We start from the raw sequence: 20,576 nt of genomic DNA, 5'->3' as shown, positions 1-20,576 counted from the left end.
AAGATTAAATTCCGAAACCCCTATCTGCGTATGCAGGTAGGGGTTTTGTTTTACCCGAAGAAAAACCCGACCAATAGGGTTTCTATGCAGCGGCTCGAGGCATGGCTATTATTCGGGCCTCATTGTGAGGCGAGACTTGCATGCTGACGTTGTTAAAGCTTCTTAAGGATGGCCGATTCCATTCCGGTCAGGCCCTGGGCATCGCTCTGGGTGTTAGTCGTAGTGCCGTATGGAAGCAACTCCAGCATCTAGAGGCTGAGTTGGGTTTATCAATCCATAAGGTGCGCGGGCGTGGGTATCAATTGGCCGCCCCATTGACGCTGCTCGATCCTGTTGAAATAGGCACCAAATCGTCCGCTTGCGGTTGGCCTATTCAGGTCTTCGATTCTATTGACTCTACTAATGCGGAAGCTCTGCGTGCCATTGAGAGTGGGCAGGCTGCACCTTTTTTGGTGCTCGCGGAACGGCAGACCGCAGGTCGCGGAAGGCGAGGTCGTAAGTGGGTAAGTCCATTCGCGGAAAATCTATATTACAGTCTGGTGCTGCGCATTGAAGGTGGAATGCGACAGCTGGAAGGCTTGAGCCTGGTTGTTGGGCTCGCCGTAATGCATGCTTTGCGAAAACAAGGTGTTCCTGGTGTGGGGTTGAAATGGCCTAACGATCTTCTTGTTGGGCAAAAAAAAATCGCCGGCATACTGCTCGAACTGGTGGGTGATCCTGCAGATGTGTGTCATGTAGTGTTGGGTGTGGGAATCAATGTAAACATGCAGTTGGCTGATGAGGTTGATCAGCAGTGGACATCAATGCGGCTTGAGTCCGGCCGGGTTTTTGATCGGAATCAGCTGGTGGCGGAGCTAGGACTGGTACTCCAGGCTTACTTGAATCGTCATCAGGTCGATGGCTTTGCCGCTATTCATGCTGAGTGGGAGCAAAACCATCTATGGCAGGGGCGGGCAGTGTCGTTGATTGCCGGTGTTAACCAGATAGATGGCGTTGTAATGGGTATCGATAGTCAGGGTGCCTTGCGCTTGAAGGTGGGTGGTGTGGAAAAAATCTTTAGTGGTGGTGAGCTCAGTTTGAGGTTGCGTGATGATTCTTGAGCTCGACTGCGGAAACAGCTTTATCAAGTGGCGTGTACTCGGTGCGGACGTCCGGCTGGTGGTCGCAGAAGGTGTAGTCGATTCGGATCTTGCGCTGCTGGAGAGTTTGAATCGGCTCAGTGATTTAGTGCTGAAGCACTGTCGTCTGGTAAGTGTCAGAACTGGCGAAGAAACCAGCGCTCTTATCTCCCTTCTGAATGATGCATTTGGGGTGTCTGTGGTATGCGCGGCACCTGCGCGTGAAGTGTCCGGAGTGCGTAATGGTTACGAAGATTATGAAAAACTCGGCCTCGATCGCTGGCTTGCGATGCTCGGAGGGTTTTGTCTGGCTTCGGGGGCTTGCCTTGTATTGGATTTCGGTACGGCGGTCACTGCTGACTTCATAGCGGGCGACGGAGAGCATCTGGGAGGATTCATCTGTCCAGGCATGCCGTTGATGCGCAACCAGTTGCGTACCCACACTCGGCGAATCCGTTATGGCGATCTTGCGGCTGAACGTGCTCTGGAAAGTCTTGTTCCTGGTCGGACAACTGTCGAGGCGGTTGAGAGGGGATGTTCCTTGATGCTTCGAGGTTTTGTTCTTACTCAGCTCCAGTTGGCGCGTAGCTACTGGGGGGAGAATTTCACTGTATTCCACACTGGTGGGGATGCGGACCTGGTTTGTGGGGTTGTGCCTGAAGCCAGGGTTGTTCCTGACCTGGTTTTTGTAGGTTTGGCTATGGCGTGTCCTTTGCCTTGAGGTTCATATGCGTTGGTTGTTTTTGCTGTTGCTCGTCCTCAATGTTTTTTATTACGTTTGGCATCAACAAGAGGCGCCCCTTCGTGCGAAGGATGTGACGCCTCTGAGCTTGTATCGTGGCTCTCAGCAGGACATACGTTTGTTGAGCGAGGCGGCTGATGTTGCTCGCGACAAGGGAAAAACTCTCCAAGCGGACGCTGATTGTCTCTACGTGGGTGGATTTGCTCGGCAGGAAACTGCGCAGGCGATCGAGCGCCGATTGAGTGGCATGGATGTCAGGGTTCAGGCATTGCCCAAGGATGCCCCGGAGCCTGGAGGATTCTGGCTTCGCGTGGCGCCCGAAAGCCGGCGTTTGCTGGACGACTCGAAGCTGCAAAACCTTTCTAAAGAATTCAATGAGTTAAAACATAAAATAATGCTGTGCGAGGGGGTTGCACCTGCGGAATAGTTTGCATAGAATGGCGCCCGCTTCGCAGTGAACACCTTTATCGGTAAACAACGCGAAGCGGTGTCAACGCAGCTAACCTCAGGTTTTTTATGAGAAAATGCTTGACAGAAGGCTGGCATGATATAGAATGCCGGCTCGCTTAGGAGGGGTTCCCGAGCGGCCAAAGGGATCAGACTGTAAATCTGACGTCTACGACTTCGAAGGTTCGAATCCTTCCCCCTCCACCATTTTTAGCGAGAGCTGCAAGCTCCGCGGGTATAGTTTAGTGGTAGAACCTCAGCCTTCCAAGCTGATGATGCGGGTTCGATTCCCGCTACCCGCTCCAAGTTTGCAGATCCTGCAAAGTGTTGCGCTCTTGTAGCTCAGTTGGTAGAGCACACCCTTGGTAAGGGTGAGGTCAGCGGTTCAAATCCGCTCAAGAGCTCCATATAACAAGGCAGATATGAAAATATCTGCCTTTGTTTTAATGGCTGATGTTACTTGCTCAATTCTTCTGCTGGGGGTTATTTCGATGGCTAAGGAAAAGTTCGAACGTAATAAGCCGCACGTCAACGTGGGCACCATTGGTCACGTTGACCATGGCAAAACTACTTTGACCGCAGCCCTGACCCGTGTCTGCTCCGAAGTTTTCGGTTCGGCAAAGGTTGACTTCGACAAGATCGATAGCGCCCCAGAAGAAAAAGCTCGTGGTATCACCATCAACACCGCTCATGTTGAGTACGATTCGGCTGTGCGTCACTACGCACACGTTGACTGTCCAGGTCACGCTGACTACGTAAAAAACATGATTACCGGTGCGGCTCAGATGGATGGTGCAATCCTGGTTTGCTCGGCCGCTGATGGCCCGATGCCGCAAACCCGTGAGCACATCTTGCTCTCTCGCCAGGTTGGCGTTCCCTACATCGTTGTCTTCCTGAACAAGGCTGACATGGTTGACGATGCGGAGCTGCTTGAATTGGTAGAGATGGAAGTGCGCGATCTGCTGAGCACTTACGATTTCCCGGGTGATGACACTCCAATCATCATTGGTTCGGCGCTGATGGCGTTGAATGGTCAAGACGACAACGAGATGGGCACGACTGCCGTCAAGAAGTTGGTTGAGACTCTGGATAGCTATATTCCGCAGCCTGAGCGTGCTATCGATAAGCCGTTCCTGATGCCGATCGAGGACGTATTCTCGATTTCCGGTCGCGGTACTGTTGTGACTGGTCGTGTTGAGCGTGGCATTGTCCGCATTCAGGAAGAAGTTGAGATTGTTGGTCTGCGTGACACTGTCAAAACTACTTGCACTGGTGTTGAGATGTTCCGCAAGCTGCTCGACGAAGGTCGTGCTGGCGAGAACTGTGGTGTGCTGCTGCGTGGCACCAAGCGTGATGATGTTGAGCGAGGCCAGGTTCTGGTCAAGCCGGGCACCGTCAAGCCGCACACCAAGTTCACTGCAGAGGTTTACGTTCTGAGCAAGGAGGAGGGTGGTCGTCACACGCCGTTCTTCAAGGGTTACCGTCCACAGTTTTACTTCCGTACTACGGATGTGACCGGTAACTGCGAATTGCCAGAAGGCGTTGAAATGGTGATGCCGGGTGATAACGTTCAGATGACCGTTACCCTGATCAAAACCATCGCGATGGAAGATGGCCTTCGTTTCGCTATCCGTGAGGGCGGTCGTACCGTCGGCGCTGGTGTCGTAGCTAAAGTCATCGAGTAAGTTGTTGTAATGTCTTTTTCGGGCCGGCATAATGGTCGGCCTGATTTTGTTTTAGGTCAGTAGCTCAATTGGCAGAGCGACGGTCTCCAAAACCGTAGGTTGGGGGTTCGATTCCCTCCTGACCTGCCAGATTCACTTGGTGTGTCTGGCTTTCTTTTCACAGGATCTTCATAGATGACTCCTAAAGCTGAAGCTCAAGGCTCTCGCTTCGATCTGCTCAAGTGGCTAGTAGTAGTCGCTTTGGTGGTTGTTGGCGTTGTTGGCAATCAGTATTACTCTGCTTCGCCGATCCTGTACCGTGTGCTAGCTTTGCTCGCCATTGCTGCTGTAGCTGCCTTTGTAGGCCTGCAGACAGTCAAGGGCAAGTCTTTCTTTGTACTGGTTAAGGAAGCTCGCACCGAGATTCGTAAAGTCGTATGGCCAACTCGCCAAGAAACCACGCAGACCACGTTGATTGTTGTGGCTGTTGTCCTGGTTATGGCGTTGCTGTTGTGGGGGCTTGATTCCCTCCTCGGCTGGCTTGTTTCCTTGATTGTCGGCTAAGGGTGTCCCGTGGCTAAGCGTTGGTACGTTGTGCATGCTTACTCCGGTTACGAGAAGCATGTCATGCGCTCGTTGGTAGAGCGCGTAAAGCTGGCTGGCATGGAAGATGGCTTTGGCGAAATTCTGGTTCCCACTGAAGAAGTGGTTGAAATGCGTAATGGCCAGAAACGCAAAAGCGAGCGCAAGTTCTTCCCAGGTTATGTGCTGGTTCAGATGGACATGAATGAGGGTACTTGGCACTTGGTCAAGGATACTCCTCGGGTGATGGGTTTCATCGGCGGTACTGCTGATAAGCCTGCGCCAATCACAGATAAAGAGGCAGAAGCGATTCTGCGTCGCGTTGCTGATGGTAGCGACAAGCCGAAACCGAAGACTCTCTTCGAGCCAGGCGAATCGGTACGCGTCAACGATGGGCCGTTTGCTGATTTTACCGGCACGGTTGAAGAAGTTAACTACGAAAAGAGCCGGATCCAAGTGGCGGTGCTCATTTTCGGTCGCTCTACTCCGGTAGAGCTAGAGTTCAGCCAGGTCGAAAAGGTCTAGCTGGGCAAGCATCCCAACCCCGCAGCCCTAGGCTGTGGGGTTTTGTCGTCACTGGGATAAACGCGCAAGTAACCGGGGAGCCTTTCGAGGCGTTCGAACCCGTAATTGGAGTGCCTCATGGCCAAGAAGATTACCGCTTACATCAAGCTGCAAGTGAAGGCCGCTCAGGCTAACCCAAGCCCACCTGTTGGTCCTGCTCTGGGTCAGCACGGCGTGAACATCATGGAATTCTGCAAGGCTTTCAACGCCCGTACTCAGGGTCTTGAAGCAGGTCTGCCGACTCCAGTGATCATCACTGTCTACAGCGACCGTAGCTTCACTTTCGAAACCAAATCCACACCTGCTTCGGTTCTGCTGAAGAAAGCTGCTGGCCTGACTAGCGGTTCGGCTCGTCCGAACACCGTTAAGGTTGGCACCGTTACCCGTGCTCAGCTGGAAGAAATCGCGAAAACCAAAAACGCGGATCTGACTGCAGCTGATATGGACGCGGCCGTGCGTACTATCGCCGGTTCTGCTCGTAGCATGGGCCTTAACGTGGAGGGTGTGTAATGGCTAAGTTGACCAAGCGTCAAAAGGCTATCGCCGGCAAAATCGAAGCAGGCAAGTCCTACAACTTTGTAGACGCTGCCGCTCTGCTGGCTGAGCTGTCGACTGTCAAGTTCAGCGAGTCGTTTGACGTTGCTGTAAACCTGGGTGTTGACCCGCGTAAATCCGACCAGGTCGTTCGTAGCGCTACTGTGCTGCCGCACGGCACTGGTAAGACTGTTCGCGTTGCTGTGTTCACCCAGGGTCCAGCTGCTGAGGCCGCTCTGGCTGCCGGCGCTGACCGTGTAGGTATGGACGATCTGGCTGCCGAAATGAAAGGCGGCGACCTGAACTATGACGTAGTTATCGCATCCCCGGATGCAATGCGCGTTGTTGGTCAGTTGGGTCAGATCCTCGGTCCACGCGGCCTGATGCCTAACCCTAAAGTCGGCACCGTAACTCCAGACGTAGCTACCGCGGTTAAAAACGCCAAGGCTGGTCAGGTTCGTTATCGCACCGACAAGAACGGCATCATCCACACTTCCGTTGGCAAAGTCGGTTTCGACGCCGTCAAGCTGAAGGAAAACGTTGAAGCCCTGATCGCTGATCTGAAGCGTATCAAGCCAGCTTCCTCGAAAGGCATTTACGTCAAGCGCGTTACCCTGAGCACCACCATGGGCCCAGGTCTGGTCATCGACCAAGGCTCGCTCGACGCGTAAGACACAGGTTGGCGCAAGCGATTGCGCCAATTGAAAGATTGGGGTCCCTGCCTGGCGGGGGCTATCCAAGACCGTAGGCGACGCAAGTCTTAAACCTCAAGCCTACGCAGATGGTGCTCCCGGTTCCTTACCGAATCAGACACCAAAACGACATCCGGCTCCGGTTGGATGAAACGGTAACAAGCAGGAGTTAAACCCGTGGCAATTAAACTCGAAGACAAGAAGGCCATCGTCGCTGAAGTCAACGAGGCTGCCAATGTTGCCCTGTCTGCTGTTGTGGCTGATGCCCGCGGCGTGACAGTAAGCGCTATGACCGGACTCCGTAAAGAGGCTCGTGAAGCTGGCGTTTACGTACGTGTTGTACGTAACACCCTGCTCAAGCGCGCCGTTGCTGGCACTCAATATGACGTGCTCAACGACGTGTTCACTGGCCCGACCTTGATTGCATTCTCCAAAGAACATCCGGGCGCTGCTGCTCGTATCTTCAAAGAGTTCGCAAAAGGTCAGGATAAGTTCGAGATCAAGGCAGCTGCGTTCGAGGGCAAGTTCCTCGCAGCTAATCAGATCGACGTACTGGCAAGTCTGCCGACCCGTGACGAAGCAATTTCTCAGCTGATGAGCGTGATTCAAGGCGCAACCAGCAAATTGGCTCGTACTCTGGCGGCCCTTCGCGACCAGAAAGAAGCTGCCGCAGCCTAAGGCTGAGCGACTCCTTTCAGCGTTTATTGTTTATTTCGATGGCCGCGTAGGCTGTCACCCCAATACAGGAATTTATAGTCATGTCTCTGACTAACGACCAAATCATCGAAGCAATCGGCGAAAAATCCGTTCTGGAAATCGTTGAGCTGATCAAGGCCATGGAAGAGAAGTTCGGCGTTTCCGCTGCCGCTGCTTCCGCTGGTCCAGCTGCTGTCGCTGCTGTTGTTGAAGAACAAACTGAATTCAACGTCATGCTGCTGGAAGCTGGCGAGAAGAAAGTTAACGTGATCAAGGCAGTACGTGAACTGACCGGTCTGGGCTTGAAAGAAGCCAAGGCTGTAGTTGACGGCGCTCCTGGCATGGTTCTGGAAGCTGTATCGAAAGACGCAGCTGACAAAGCCAAAGCCACTCTGGAAGAAGCAGGCGCTAAAGTCGAGCTGAAGTAAGCATCGACTTTGCGTCTCCAGCCCGAGCGTTAAGCGAAAGGCTGATGGCTGGTGGCTCTTGCCACCGGCCTTTTTCCGTTATTGGCAGCCGACTGGGTCGGTGCTGATAACGAGCTGTAACCACCCGATGCGGTGGCGCAAACCATGGGGTTTGCACGATTTTCTGGCTGCTCCCGTCGGGAGGGGCCAAACAAGCAGGTGACCAAGCTGGGGAACGCTGATGGCTTACTCATATACTGAGAAAAAACGTATCCGCAAGGACTTTAGCAAGTTGCCGGACGTCATGGATGTGCCGTACCTCCTGGCCATCCAGCTGGATTCGTATCGTGAATTCTTGCAAGCGGGAGCGACTAAAGATCAGTTCCGCGACGTGGGCCTGCATGCGGCCTTCAAATCCGTTTTCCCGATCATCAGCTACTCCGGCAATGCTGCGCTGGAGTACGTCGGTTATCGCCTGGGCGAACCGGCATTTGATGTCAAAGAATGCGTATTGCGCGGTGTAACTTATGCCGTACCTTTGCGGGTAAAAGTGCGCCTGATCATTTTCGACAAAGAGTCGTCGAACAAAGCGATCAAGGACATCAAAGAGCAAGAAGTCTACATGGGTGAAATCCCCCTGATGACTGAGAACGGTACCTTCGTAATCAACGGTACCGAGCGTGTAATCGTTTCCCAGCTGCACCGTTCCCCGGGCGTGTTCTTCGACCACGACCGTGGCAAGACGCACAGCTCCGGTAAACTGCTGTACTCCGCGCGCATCATTCCTTACCGCGGTTCGTGGTTGGACTTCGAGTTCGATCCGAAAGACTGCGTGTTCGTGCGTATCGACCGTCGTCGCAAGCTGCCTGCATCGGTATTGCTGCGCGCGCTCGGCTATACCACTGAAGAAGTGCTGGACGCGTTCTACACCACCAACGTCTTCCACGTGCAAGGTGAAAACCTCAGCCTGGAACTGGTGCCTCATCGCCTGCGCGGTGAAATTGCTGTCCTGGATATCTTGGATGACAAAGGCAAGGTTATTGTCGAGCAAGGTCGTCGCATTACTGCTCGCCACATCAACCAGCTGGAAAAGGCAGGGATCAAAGAGCTGCAAGTGCCTCTGGACTACGTCCTGGGTCGCACCACAGCCAAGGTCATCGTGCATCCGGCAACCGGCGAAATCCTGGCAGAGTGCAACACCGAGCTGAACACCGAGATCCTGGCAAAAATTGCCAAGTCCCAGGTTGTTCGCATCGAAACTCTGTACACCAACGATATCGACTGCGGTCCGTTCGTCTCCGACACGCTGAAGATCGACTCCACCAGCAACCAATTGGAAGCGCTGGTCGAGATCTATCGCATGATGCGTCCAGGCGAGCCGCCAACCAAAGACGCTGCCGAGACTCTGTTCAACAACCTGTTCTTCAGCCCTGAGCGCTATGACCTGTCTGCGGTCGGCCGGATGAAGTTCAACCGTCGTATCGGTCGTACCGAGATCGAAGGTTCGGGCGTGTTGTGCAAAGAAGACATCGTCGCGGTTCTGAAGACTCTGGTCGACATCCGTAACGGTAAAGGCATCGTCGATGACATCGACCACCTGGGTAACCGTCGTGTTCGCTGCGTAGGCGAAATGGCCGAGAACCAGTTCCGCGTTGGCCTGGTACGTGTTGAGCGTGCGGTCAAAGAGCGTCTGTCGATGGCTGAAAGCGAAGGCCTGATGCCGCAAGACCTGATCAACGCCAAGCCAGTGGCTGCGGCGGTGAAAGAGTTCTTCGGTTCCAGCCAGCTCTCCCAGTTCATGGACCAGAACAACCCGCTGTCCGAAATCACCCACAAGCGTCGTGTGTCTGCACTCGGCCCTGGCGGTTTGACTCGTGAGCGTGCTGGCTTTGAAGTTCGTGACGTACACCCGACTCACTACGGTCGTGTATGCCCGATTGAAACGCCGGAAGGTCCGAACATCGGCCTGATCAACTCCCTGGCGGCCTATGCGCGCACCAACCAGTACGGCTTCCTCGAAAGCCCGTACCGTGTGGTGAAAGACGCTCTGGTCACCGACGAGATCGTGTTCCTGTCCGCCATCGAAGAAGCTGATCACGTGATCGCTCAGGCTTCGGCCACGATGAACGACAAGAAAATGCTGATCGACGAGCTGGTAGCTGTTCGTCACTTGAACGAGTTCACCGTCAAGGCGCCGGAAGACGTCACCTTGATGGACGTTTCGCCGAAGCAGGTAGTTTCGGTTGCCGCGTCGCTGATCCCGTTCCTCGAGCACGATGACGCCAACCGTGCGTTGATGGGTTCGAACATGCAGCGTCAAGCTGTACCAACCCTGCGCGCTGACAAGCCGCTGGTCGGTACCGGCATGGAGCGTAACGTAGCTCGTGACTCCGGCGTTTGCGTCGTGGCTCGTCGTGGTGGCGTGATCGACTCCGTTGATGCCAGCCGTATCGTGGTTCGTGTTGCTGATGATGAAGTTGAAACCGGTGAAGCTGGTGTCGACATCTACAACCTGACCAAATACACCCGCTCCAACCAGAACACCTGCATCAACCAGCGTCCGCTGGTGCGTAAAGGTGATCGGGTTCAGCGTAGCGACATCATGGCCGACGGTCCGTCCACTGATATGGGTGAGCTGGCGCTGGGTCAGAACATGCGCATCGCGTTCATGGCCTGGAACGGTTACAACTTCGAAGACTCCATCTGCCTGTCGGAACGAGTTGTTCAAGAAGATCGCTTCACCACGATCCACATTCAGGAACTGACCTGTGTGGCACGTGACACCAAGCTTGGGCCAGAGGAAATCACTGCAGACATCCCGAACGTGGGTGAAGCTGCACTGAACAAGCTGGACGAAGCCGGTATCGTTTACGTAGGTGCTGAAGTTGGCGCAGGCGACATCCTGGTTGGTAAGGTCACTCCGAAAGGCGAGACCCAGCTGACTCCGGAAGAGAAGCTGTTGCGTGCCATCTTCGGTGAAAAAGCCAGCGACGTTAAAGACACCTCCCTGCGCGTGCCTACCGGCACCAAGGGTACCGTCATCGACGTACAAGTCTTCACCCGCGACGGCGTTGAGCGTGATGCTCGTGCACTGTCGATCGAGAAGACTCAACTCGACGAGATCCGCAAGGACCTGAACGAAGAGTTCCGTATCGTTGAAGGCGCAACTTTCGAACGTCTGCGTTCCGCTCTGGTCGGCCACAAAGCCGAAGGCGGCGCCGGGCTGAAGAAAGGTCAGGACATCACCGACGAAGTACTCGACGGTCTTGAGCATGGTCAGTGGTTCAAACTGCGCATGACTGAAGATGCTCTGAACGAGCAGCTCGAGAAGGCTCAGGCCTACATCGTCGATCGTCGCCGTCTGCTGGACGACAAGTTCGAAGACAAGAAGCGCAAACTGCAGCAGGGCGATGACCTGGCTCCAGGCGTGCTGAAAATCGTCAAGGTTTACCTGGCAATCCGTCGCCGCATCCAGCCGGGCGACAAGATGGCCGGTCGTCACGGTAACAAAGGTGTGGTCTCCGTGATCATGCCGGTTGAAGACATGCCGCACGATGCCAATGGCACCCCGGTCGACGTCGTCCTCAACCCGTTGGGCGTACCTTCGCGTATGAACGTTGGTCAGATCCTTGAAACCCACCTCGGCCTCGCGGCTAAAGGTCTGGGCGAGAAGATCAACCGGATGATCGAAGAACAGCGCAAAGTCGCTGAACTTCGTAAATTCCTCGACGAGATCTACAACCAGATCGGCGGTCGTAACGAAGATCTGGATAGCTTCTCCGACCAGGAAATCCTGGATCTGGCGAAGAACTTGCGTGGCGGCGTTCCAATGGCCACTCCAGTGTTCGACGGCGCCAAGGAAAGCGAAATCAAGGCCATGCTGAAACTGGCAGACCTGCCAGAAAGCGGCCAGATGCAGCTGACCGACGGCCGTACCGGCAACAAGTTCGAGCGCCCGGTTACTGTTGGCTACATGTACATGCTGAAGCTGAACCACTTGGTAGACGACAAGATGCACGCTCGTTCTACCGGTTCGTACAGCCTGGTTACCCAGCAGCCGCTGGGTGGTAAGGCACAGTTCGGTGGTCAGCGTTTCGGGGAGATGGAGGTCTGGGCACTGGAAGCATACGGTGCCGCTTACACTCTGCAAGAAATGCTCACAGTGAAGTCGGACGATGTGAACGGCCGTACCAAGATGTACAAAAACATCGTGGATGGCGATCACCGTATGGAGCCGGGCATGCCCGAGTCTTTCAACGTGTTGATCAAGGAAATTCGTTCCCTCGGCATCGATATCGATCTGGAAACCGAATAACACGTGACGCGAATCGAGAGCGGGGCAGGATTGCCCGCTCTCTGCTCCGCCAGGAGGAAAGGCCTTGAAAGACCTACTGAATTTGCTGAAAAACCAGGGTCAAGTCGAAGAGTTCGACGCCATCCGTATTGGATTGGCATCGCCTGAGATGATCCGTTCGTGGTCGTTCGGTGAAGTTAAAAAGCCGGAAACCATCAACTACCGTACGTTCAAACCTGAGCGTGACGGCCTGTTCTGCGCCAAGATCTTTGGCCCGGTAAAGGATTACGAGTGCCTGTGCGGTAAGTACAAGCGCTTGAAGCACCGTGGTGTGATCTGCGAGAAGTGCGGCGTTGAAGTCGCGCTGGCTAAAGTTCGTCGTGAGCGCATGGCGCACATCGAACTGGCTTCGCCGGTTGCCCACATCTGGTTCCTGAAATCGCTGCCGTCGCGTATCGGTTTGCTGATGGACATGACCCTGCGTGATATCGAACGCGTTCTCTACTTCGAGAGCTACGTCGTTATCGACCCGGGCATGACTACCCTTGAAAAAGGTCAGCTGCTGAACGACGAGCAGTACTTCGAAGCGCTGGAAGAGTTCGGCGACGATTTCGATGCCCGCATGGGTGCCGAAGCTGTCCGTGAACTGCTGCACGCTATCGACCTGGAACACGAGATTGGCCGCCTGCGTGAAGAAATTCCGCAAACCAACTCCGAAACCAAAATCAAGAAGCTGTCCAAGCGTCTGAAGTTGATGGAAGCCTTCCAGGGTTCCGGCAACCTTCCAGAATGGATGGTGCTGACCGTTCTGCCGGTTCTGCCGCCAGATCTGCGTCCACTGGTCCCGCTGGATGGCGGTCGCTTCGCGACTTCCGACCTCAACGATCTGTATCGTCGAGTGATCAACCGTAACAACCGCTTGAAGCGTCTGCTCGATCTGTCCGCTCCGGACATCATCGTGCGCAACGAAAAGCGTATGTTGCAGGAAGCCGTCGATGCACTGCTCGACAACGGTCGTCGTGGTCGCGCTATCACCGGTTCCAACAAGCGTCCTCTGAAATCCTTGGCTGACATGATCAAGGGTAAACAAGGTCGTTTCCGTCAGAACTTGCTCGGTAAGCGTGTTGACTACTCCGGTCGTTCGGTAATTACCGTAGGCCCGACTCTGCGTCTGCACCAGTGCGGTCTGCCGAAGAAAATGGCTCTCGAGCTGTTCAAGCCGTTCATTTTCGGCAAGCTGGAAATGCGTGGTCTCGCTACCACCATTAAAGCTGCCAAGAAAATGGTTGAGCGCGAGCTGCCAGAGGTTTGGGACGTTCTCGCTGAAGTGATTCGTGAACACCCGGTTCTCCTCAACCGTGCACCGACCCTTCACCGTCTGGGTATCCAGGCGTTTGAACCGGTACTGATCGAAGGTAAGGCTATCCAGCTGCACCCTCTGGTCTGTGCTGCGTACAACGCCGACTTCGACGGCGACCAAATGGCCGTGCACGTACCGCTGACACTGGAAGCCCAGTTGGAAGCGCGTGCGTTGATGATGTCGACCAACAACATTCTGTCGCCAGCCAACGGTGAGCCAATCATCGTTCCGTCGCAGGACGTTGTATTGGGTCTGTACTACATGACTCGTGAAGCGATCAACGCCAAAGGCGAAGGTCGTGTGTTCGCGGATCTGCAAGAAGTTGACCGTGTGTTCCGTGCCGGCGAAGCCGCACTGCACGCTAAAGTCAAAGTGCGGATCCACGAAACCGTCAACGATCGTGATGGTGGCAGCGTCAAGAACACCCGTATCGTCGACACCACTGTCGGCCGTGCGCTGTTGTTCCAGGTTGTTCCACCTGGCCTGTCGTACGACGTCGTCAACCAGCCGATGAAGAAAAAAGCGATCTCCAAGCTGATCAACCAGTGCTACCGCGTGGTTGGTTTGAAAGAGACCGTGATCTTCGCTGACCAGTTGATGTACACCGGTTTTGCCTATTCGACCATTTCCGGCGTTTCCATCGGTGTTAACGACTTCGTTATCCCGGATGAAAAAGCCCGCATCATCAATGCTGCTACTGATGAAGTGAAAGAGATCGAAAGTCAGTACGCCTCCGGCTTGGTAACCCAGGGGGAGAAGTACAACAAAGTGATCGACCTTTGGTCCAAGGCGAACGACGAAGTTTCCAAGGCGATGATGGCCAACCTCTCGAAAGAGAAAGTCATCGACCGTCATGGCGTCGAAGTCGACCAAGAGTCCTTCAACTCGATGTACATGATGGCCGACTCGGGCGCACGGGGTTCTGCTGCGCAGATCCGTCAGCTCGCCGGTATGCGTGGCCTGATGGCCAAGCCGGACGGTTCCATCATCGAAACGCCGATTACTGCGAACTTCCGTGAAGGTTTGAGCGTACTTCAGTACTTCATCTCCACTCACGGTGCTCGTAAAGGTTTGGCGGATACCGCGTTGAAAACTGCGAACTCCGGTTACCTGACTCGTCGTCTGGTAGACGTGGCGCAGGATCTGGTTGTGACCGAGATCGATTGCGGCACCGAGCATGGCCTGGTAATGACTCCGCACATTGAAGGCGGTGACGTTGTTGAGCCATTGGGCGAGCGCGTATTGGGTCGAGTTATCGCCCGTGACGTGTTCAAGCCAGGTACCGAAGAAATCATCGTGCCTGCCGGTACGCTGGTAGACGAGAAGTGGGTCGAGTTCATCGAGCTGAACAGCATCGACGAAGTGATCGTGCGTTCGCCGATCAGCTGCGAAACCCGCTACGGCATTTGCGCCAAGTGCTACGGCCGTGACTTGGCTCGTGGTCACCAGGTGAACATCGGTGAAGCGGTCGGCGTTATCGCTGCCCAGTCCATCGGTGAGCCGGGTACCCAGCTGACCATGCGTACGTTCCACATCGGTGGTGCGGCAAGCCGGACTTCCGCAGCCGACAGCGTTCAGGTGAAGAATGGCGGTACCGTCCGTCTGCATAACCTGAAGCACGTTGAGCGAGTGGATGGTTGCCTGGTTGCTGTGTCCCGTTCCGGTGAGCTGGCAATCGCTGATGACTTCGGTCGTGAGCGCGAGCGTTACAAGCTGCCGTACGGTGCTGTGATTTCGGTTAAAGAAGGTGACAAGGTCGACGCTGGCGCAATCGTGGCCAAGTGGGATCCGCACACTCACCCAATCGTTACCGAAATGAAAGGTACCGTGACCTACGTGGGCATGGAAGAAGGCATCACGATCAAGCGTCAGACTGACGAATTGACCGGTATGACCAACATTGAAGTACTCGACGCCAAAGACCGTCCAGCTGCCGGTAAGGACATCCGTCCTGCCGTTAAGATGGTCGGTGTCGATGGCAAGGATCTGCTGCTGCCAGGTACCGACGTACCGGCTCAGTACTTCCTGCCGGCTAACGCCCTGGTCGGTGTAGCGGATGGTGTGCAGGTTGCGATCGGTGATGTTATCGCTCGTATCCCGCAAGAAACTTCGAAAACCCGCGACATCACCGGTGGTCTGCCGCGTGTTGCCGACTTGTTCGAAGCCCGTCGTCCGAAAGAAGCCTCGATTCTGGCTGAAGTCAGCGGCACCATCGCGTTCGGTAAAGAGACCAAAGGCAAGCGCCGTCTGGTTATCACTCCGAACGACGGTACCGATCCGTACGAAGAGCTGATTCCGAAGTGGCGTCACCTGAACGTCTTCGAAGGCGAACAGGTAAACCGCGGCGAAGTTATCTCCGACGGCCCGAGCGATCCACACGACATCCTGCGTCTGCTGGGTGTGAGTGCGCTGGCCAAGTACATCGTGAACGAGATCCAGGACGTTTATCGTCTGCAAGGCGTGAAGATCAACGATAAGCACATCGAGACCATCCTGCGTCAGATGCTGCGTAAAGTTGAAATCGCTGAATCCGGCGACTCGACTTTCATCAAGGGCGACCAGATGGAGTTGACTCACGTTCTGGTAGAGAACGAGCGTCTGGCTGGCGACGAGAAATTCGTTTCCAAGTTCACTCGCGTGCTGTTGGGTATCACCAAGGCGTCGTTGTCCACCGAATCGTTCATCTCGGCGGCTTCCTTCCAGGAAACCACTCGCGTACTGACCGAAGCGGCGGTAACCGGCAAGCGCGATTACCTGCGCGGCCTGAAAGAAAACGTAGTCGTGGGTCGTCTGATCCCGGCGGGTACCGGTCTGGCTTATCACAGCGAGCGTAAGCGCCGCCGTGATGCTGACAAGCCGTTGCGCGTAAGCGCCAGTGAAGTGGAAGCTGCACTGACCGAAGCACTGAACTCGAGCGGTAACTGAGTTCTGCAGTAAATAAGCGTGAGGCCCCGGTCTTTCCGTTCATCGAATCGAGACAATTTGTCGAGGTTGGATGAGCGGGGAGGTTGGGGCCTTGCCTTGACTGGGGACAAGATCCTCTTTAGACTCTTGTACCCCTAAATTTGGCGGGAATTCGTTCCTGCCATTTTGCTTTTCTTGCAAGACAATAGCGTCGCAAGACAACAGTGGAGCTAGTAGATGGCAACTATCAACCAGCTGGTACGTCAGCCGCGTAAGCGTATCGTCGAGAAATCCGACGTACCTGCGCTGCAGAACTGCCCGCAACGTCGTGGCGTATGCACCCGTGTGTATACCACCACGCCGAAAAAACCTAACTCGGCACTGCGTAAAGTATGCCGTGTGCGCCTGACCAACGGTTTCGAGGTTTCCTCGTACATCGGCGGTGAAGGCCACAACCTGCAAGAGCACAGCGTGGTACTGATCCGCGGCGGTCGTGTAAAAGACTTGCCAGGTGTTCGTTATCACACCGTACGCGGTTCTTTGGATACTTCCGGCGTTAAAGGTCGTAACCAGGGTCGTTCGAAGTACGGTACCAAGAAGCCTAAGTAGTAGCGGCTTTTTGTAAAAACTGATTTTCTATTTTTCTGAGTCGATAAGAGTAAGGTCGGAGGCGTCCCGAAAGGGCACCGATTCCGAGCGAACCTGAAGACCGTTTGAGGGCTTATCCATGCCAAGAAGACGCGTAGCAGCCAAGCGCGAAGTGCTTGACGATCCAAAATACGGAAGCCAAATCCTGGCCAAGTTCATGAACCACGTTATGGAAAGCGGCAAGAAAGCCGTTGCCGAACGTATCGTTTATGGCGCGCTGGAAAAGGTTAAAGAACGCAAGAACAGCGATCCCCTGGAAATCTTCGAGAAAGCTCTCGACGCCATCGCTCCGCTGGTCGAAGTGAAGTCGCGCCGTGTAGGCGGTGCTACTTACCAGGTTCCGGTCGAAGTTCGCCCGTCCCGTCGTAACGCCCTGGCAATGCGCTGGTTGGTAGACTTCGCCCGCAAGCGCGGCGAGAAGTCTATGGCTCTGCGTTTGGCTGGCGAACTGTTGGATGCCGCTGAAGGTAAAGGTGCTGCAGTTAAGAAGCGTGAAGACGTGCACCGTATGGCTGAAGCCAACAAGGCTTTCTCGCACTACCGCTTCTAATTTTAGCGTCACTAATTTTGCGAGGGCTTTATGGCTCGTACTACACCGATTAATCGCTACCGTAACATCGGTATCGTTGCTCACGTGGATGCTGGTAAAACCACCACCACCGAGCGCGTCCTTTTTTACACTGGCAAAAGTCACAAGATGGGCGAGGTGCATGACGGCGCCGCGACCACAGACTGGATGGTGCAGGAGCAGGAGCGTGGTATTACCATTACTTCTGCTGCTATTACCGCCTTCTGGCAGGGTTCCGAGAAGCAGCACAAGGACCAGTACCGTTTCAACGTCATCGACACCCCGGGCCACGTTGACTTCACTATTGAAGTTGAACGTTCCCTGCGTGTTCTCGACGGCGCGGTCGTTGTGTTCTGCGGTACCTCGGGTGTTGAGCCTCAGTCGGAAACCGTATGGCGTCAAGCCAACAAGTACGGCGTTCCACGTCTTGTTTACGTAAACAAGATGGACCGTGCTGGTGCGAACTTCCTGCGCGTGATCGGTCAGATCAAACAGCGTCTGGGTCACACTCCGGTGCCAATCCAGTTGGCTATCGGTTCCGAAGACAACTTCCAGGGTCAGATCGATCTGTTGGCCATGGAAGCTGTTTACTGGAACGACGCTGACAAAGGCATGGTTCCAGTTCGTAAGCCTATCCCTGCTGAACTGCAGGAACTGGCTGACGAGTGGCGCGGTAACATGGTTGAGGCTGCTGCCGAAGCCAGCGAAGAGCTGATGAACAAGTACCTCGAAGGTGAAGAACTCACCAACGCGGAAATCAAGGCCGCTCTGCGTCAGCGTACTATCGCTGGTGAGATCGTTCTGGCTGTTTGCGGTTCTTCCTTCAAGAACAAGGGCGTTCCCCTGGTTCTCGACGCCGTTATCGACTACCTGCCTGCTCCTACCGACATTCCTGCCATCAAGGGTACTGACCCGGATGACGAGACTAAGGAAATGGAGCGTCACGCAGACGACAGCGAGCCGTTCTCGGCTCTGGCGTTCAAGATCGCTACCGACCCATTCGTGGGTACCTTGACCTTCGTTCGAGTTTACTCGGGCGTGTTGGCCTCCGGCGACGGCGTGATCAACTCGGTTAAAGGCAAGAAAGAGCGTGTGGGTCGTATGGTGCAAATGCACGCAAACGCCCGTGAAGAAATCAAGGAAGTACGCGCTGGTGACATCGCGGCCTTGATCGGCATGAAGGACGTCACCACTGGCGAAACTTTGTGCAACGCTGACAAGCCAATCATCCTGGTTCGCATGGACTTCCCGGAGCCGGTTATTTCGGTTGCCGTAGAGCCTAAGACCAAGGACGACCAGGAAAAAATGGGTATCGCTCTGGGCAAACTTGCTCAGGAAGACCCGTCTTTCCGCGTCAAGACTGATGAAGAGACTGGTCAAACGATCATCTCCGGCATGGGCGAGTTGCACCTGGACATCCTGGTTGACCGGATGCGCCGTGAGTTCAACGTCGAAGCCAACATCGGTAAGCCTCAAGTTTCGTACCGTGAGCGCATCACGAAGAGCTGCGAAATTGAAGGCAAGTTCGTTCGCCAGTCCGGCGGTCGTGGCCAGTTCGGTCATTGCTGGATTCGTTTTGCTCCTGCTGACGAAGGTCAGGAAGGTCTGCAATTCCTGAACGAAGTAGTGGGTGGTGTGGTTCCTAAGGAATACATCCCGGCTATCCAGAAAGGTATCGAAGAGCAGATGAAGAACGGCGTAGTTGCCGGCTATCCGCTGATCGGCCTGAAGGCTACCGTGTTTGATGGTTCCTACCACGACGTCGACTCCAACGAGATGGCGTTTAAGGTGGCTGCTTCCATGGCGACCAAGCAACTGGCCCAGAAGGGCGGTGGTGAGTTGCTTGAGCCGATCATGGCTGTAGAGGTTGTTACGCCTGAAGACTATATGGGTGACGTGATGGGCGACCTTAACCGTCGTCGCGGCATGATCCTGGGTATGGAAGACACGGTTTCCGGCAAAGTGATTCGCGCCGAGGTTCCGTTGGGTGAGATGTTCGGTTACGCAACTGACGTCCGTTCCATGTCCCAAGGTCGCGCAAGCTACTCTATGGAATTCAAAAAATACAATACGGCTCCGTCGCACATCGTCGAAACCGTTACCAAAAAACAAGGCTGATTCAGCCCCTTTAGGCTAGGAGTTAATTGTCGTGGCTAAAGAAAAATTTGACCGTACCCTCCCGCACGTCAACGTTGGCACCATCGGTCACGTCGACCACGGTAAAACCACGCTGACCGCTGCTCTGACTCGCGTCTGCTCCGAAGTTTTCGGTTCGGCTGTTGTTGCTTTCGATAAAATCGACAGCGCTCCAGAAGAAAAGGCTCGTGGTATCACCATCAACACCGCACACGTTGAATACAACTCGCTGATCCGTCACTACGCTCACGTTGACTGCCCAGGTCACGCTGACTACGTGAAGAACATGATCACCGGTGCTGCTCAAATGGACGGCGCTATTCTGGTTTGCTCGGCCGCTGATGGTCCGATGCCACAAACCCGTGAGCACATCCTGCTGTCCCGTCAGGTTGGCGTTCCGTACATCGTTGTCTTCCTGAACAAGGCTGACATGGTTGACGACGCTGAGCTGCTGGAACTGGTTGAGATGGAAGTGCGCGATCTGCTGAGCACTTACGACTTCCCAGGTGACGACACTCCGATCATCATCGGTTCGGCTCTGATGGCTCTGAACGGCCAAGACGACAACGAAATGGGCACCACTGCCGTTCGTAAACTGGTTGAGACTCTGGACAGCTACATTCCAGATCCAGTTCGTGTTATCGACAAGCCGTTCCTGATGCCAATCGAAGACGTATTCTCGATCTCCGGTCGCGGTACTGTTGTAACTGGCCGTATCGAGCGCGGTATCGTCAAGGTTCAAGATCCACTGGAAATCGTTGGTCTGCGTGACACTACCGTCACCACCTGCACCGGTGTTGAAATGTTCCGTAAGCTGCTCGACGAAGGTCGTGCTGGCGAGAACTGCGGCGTGCTGCTGCGCGGCACCAAGCGTGACGACGTTGAGCGTGGCCAGGTTCTGGTCAAGCCAGGTTCGGTTAAGCCGCACACTACCTTCGAAGCTGAAGTGTACGTGTTGAGCAAAGAAGAAGGCGGTCGCCACACTCCGTTCTTCAAAGGCTACCGTCCACAGTTCTACTTCCGGACCACTGACGTGACCGGTAACTGCGAACTGCCGGAAGGCGTTGAAATGGTAATGCCAGGCGACAACATCAAAATGGTTGTCACCCTGATCAAAACCATCGCAATGGAAGACGGTCTGCGTTTCGCTATTCGTGAAGGCGGTCGTACCGTCGGCGCTGGCGTCGTAGCCAAAATCATCGCTTAAGTAAGTGATGACT

The 20,576-nt window shown here is 54.7% G+C and carries 16 protein-coding genes and 4 tRNA genes; all 20 read left to right on the top strand.

Annotation, left to right across the window (positions count from 1 at the left end; genetic code table 11):
* Positions 1–140 precede the first annotated feature (140 nt).
* The 20 genes from birA (at position 141) to tuf (BK667_RS03670) (ending at position 20,563) form a co-directional block, all read left to right on the top strand.
* Complete coding sequence (gene birA, locus BK667_RS03765) at positions 141–1,100, top strand: bifunctional biotin--[acetyl-CoA-carboxylase] ligase/biotin operon repressor BirA (protein WP_123596818.1); 960 nt, start codon at positions 141–143, stop codon at positions 1,098–1,100.
* The gene (locus BK667_RS03760; protein ID WP_123596817.1) at positions 1,090–1,839 is read left to right on the top strand and encodes a pantothenate kinase; all 750 of its coding nucleotides are present in this window, start codon (positions 1,090–1,092) and stop codon (positions 1,837–1,839) included. The genes birA and BK667_RS03760 overlap by 11 nt, the downstream gene beginning before the upstream one ends.
* 7 nt (positions 1,840–1,846) lie before the next feature.
* Positions 1,847–2,287 (top strand): hypothetical protein, encoded by a 441-nt coding sequence (locus BK667_RS03755; protein WP_123509958.1) that lies wholly within the window; start codon positions 1,847–1,849, stop codon positions 2,285–2,287.
* Positions 2,288–2,429: 142 nt separating this feature from the next.
* A tRNA-Tyr gene (locus BK667_RS03750) sits at positions 2,430–2,514 on the top strand.
* Positions 2,515–2,538: 24 nt separating this feature from the next.
* A tRNA-Gly gene (locus BK667_RS03745) sits at positions 2,539–2,612 on the top strand.
* 26 nt (positions 2,613–2,638) lie between these two features.
* A tRNA-Thr gene (locus BK667_RS03740) sits at positions 2,639–2,714 on the top strand.
* 84 nt (positions 2,715–2,798) lie between these two features.
* A complete protein-coding gene (tuf, locus tag BK667_RS03735; RefSeq protein ID WP_007896619.1) occupies positions 2,799–3,992 on the top strand; it encodes an elongation factor Tu in 1,194 nt (397 codons plus the stop codon).
* Positions 3,993–4,045: 53 nt separating this feature from the next.
* Positions 4,046–4,121, top strand: a tRNA-Trp gene (locus BK667_RS03730).
* 45 nt (positions 4,122–4,166) lie between these two features.
* Positions 4,167–4,535, top strand: a complete 369-nt coding sequence (gene secE, locus BK667_RS03725) for a preprotein translocase subunit SecE (RefSeq protein WP_008145488.1) — start codon at positions 4,167–4,169, stop codon at positions 4,533–4,535.
* A 9-nt stretch (positions 4,536–4,544) separates the two neighbouring features.
* The gene (gene nusG / locus BK667_RS03720) at positions 4,545–5,078 is read left to right on the top strand and encodes a transcription termination/antitermination protein NusG (protein WP_007896622.1); all 534 of its coding nucleotides are present in this window, start codon (positions 4,545–4,547) and stop codon (positions 5,076–5,078) included.
* A 117-nt stretch (positions 5,079–5,195) separates the two neighbouring features.
* Complete coding sequence (rplK, locus tag BK667_RS03715; protein WP_003228756.1) at positions 5,196–5,627, top strand: 50S ribosomal protein L11; 432 nt, start codon at positions 5,196–5,198, stop codon at positions 5,625–5,627.
* Positions 5,627–6,322 (top strand): 50S ribosomal protein L1, encoded by a 696-nt coding sequence (gene rplA, locus BK667_RS03710; protein ID WP_007896626.1) that lies wholly within the window; start codon positions 5,627–5,629, stop codon positions 6,320–6,322. Before rplK ends, rplA begins: the two co-directional genes overlap by 1 nt.
* 198 nt (positions 6,323–6,520) lie before the next feature.
* Positions 6,521–7,021 carry a 50S ribosomal protein L10 gene (gene rplJ, locus BK667_RS03705; RefSeq protein WP_028621539.1) on the top strand — a complete coding sequence of 167 codons (501 nt, stop codon included), beginning with the start codon at positions 6,521–6,523 and terminating at the stop codon, positions 7,019–7,021.
* A gap of 80 nt (positions 7,022–7,101) precedes the next feature.
* On the top strand, positions 7,102–7,467 hold the full coding sequence (gene rplL / locus BK667_RS03700; RefSeq protein WP_010467258.1) for a 50S ribosomal protein L7/L12: 366 nt from the start codon (positions 7,102–7,104) through the stop codon (positions 7,465–7,467).
* Positions 7,468–7,687: 220 nt separating this feature from the next.
* Complete coding sequence (rpoB, locus tag BK667_RS03695) at positions 7,688–11,761, top strand: DNA-directed RNA polymerase subunit beta (RefSeq protein WP_123596816.1); 4,074 nt, start codon at positions 7,688–7,690, stop codon at positions 11,759–11,761.
* 64 nt (positions 11,762–11,825) lie between these two features.
* A complete protein-coding gene (gene rpoC, locus BK667_RS03690) occupies positions 11,826–16,025 on the top strand; it encodes a DNA-directed RNA polymerase subunit beta' (RefSeq protein ID WP_123509957.1) in 4,200 nt (1,399 codons plus the stop codon).
* A 216-nt stretch (positions 16,026–16,241) separates the two neighbouring features.
* A complete protein-coding gene (gene rpsL / locus BK667_RS03685; protein ID WP_002555494.1) occupies positions 16,242–16,613 on the top strand; it encodes a 30S ribosomal protein S12 in 372 nt (123 codons plus the stop codon).
* 118 nt (positions 16,614–16,731) lie between these two features.
* Positions 16,732–17,202 carry a 30S ribosomal protein S7 gene (gene rpsG / locus BK667_RS03680; protein WP_002555493.1) on the top strand — a complete coding sequence of 157 codons (471 nt, stop codon included), beginning with the start codon at positions 16,732–16,734 and terminating at the stop codon, positions 17,200–17,202.
* Between the two features lie 30 nt (positions 17,203–17,232).
* Positions 17,233–19,338, top strand: coding sequence for an elongation factor G (gene fusA / locus BK667_RS03675; RefSeq protein WP_008145494.1), 2,106 nt, complete (start codon positions 17,233–17,235; stop codon positions 19,336–19,338).
* A gap of 31 nt (positions 19,339–19,369) precedes the next feature.
* Positions 19,370–20,563, top strand: coding sequence for an elongation factor Tu (gene tuf / locus BK667_RS03670; RefSeq protein ID WP_008145495.1), 1,194 nt, complete (start codon positions 19,370–19,372; stop codon positions 20,561–20,563).
* The last annotated feature ends 13 nt before the right edge of the window (positions 20,564–20,576 follow it).

This window comes from Pseudomonas frederiksbergensis (assembly GCF_003732705.1).
In the GTDB taxonomy this organism is placed as follows: domain Bacteria; phylum Pseudomonadota; class Gammaproteobacteria; order Pseudomonadales; family Pseudomonadaceae; genus Aquipseudomonas; species Aquipseudomonas frederiksbergensis_F.
The sequence above is the reverse complement of the archived record's forward strand: the minus strand, read 5'-3'. Positions and strand labels throughout refer to the sequence as shown.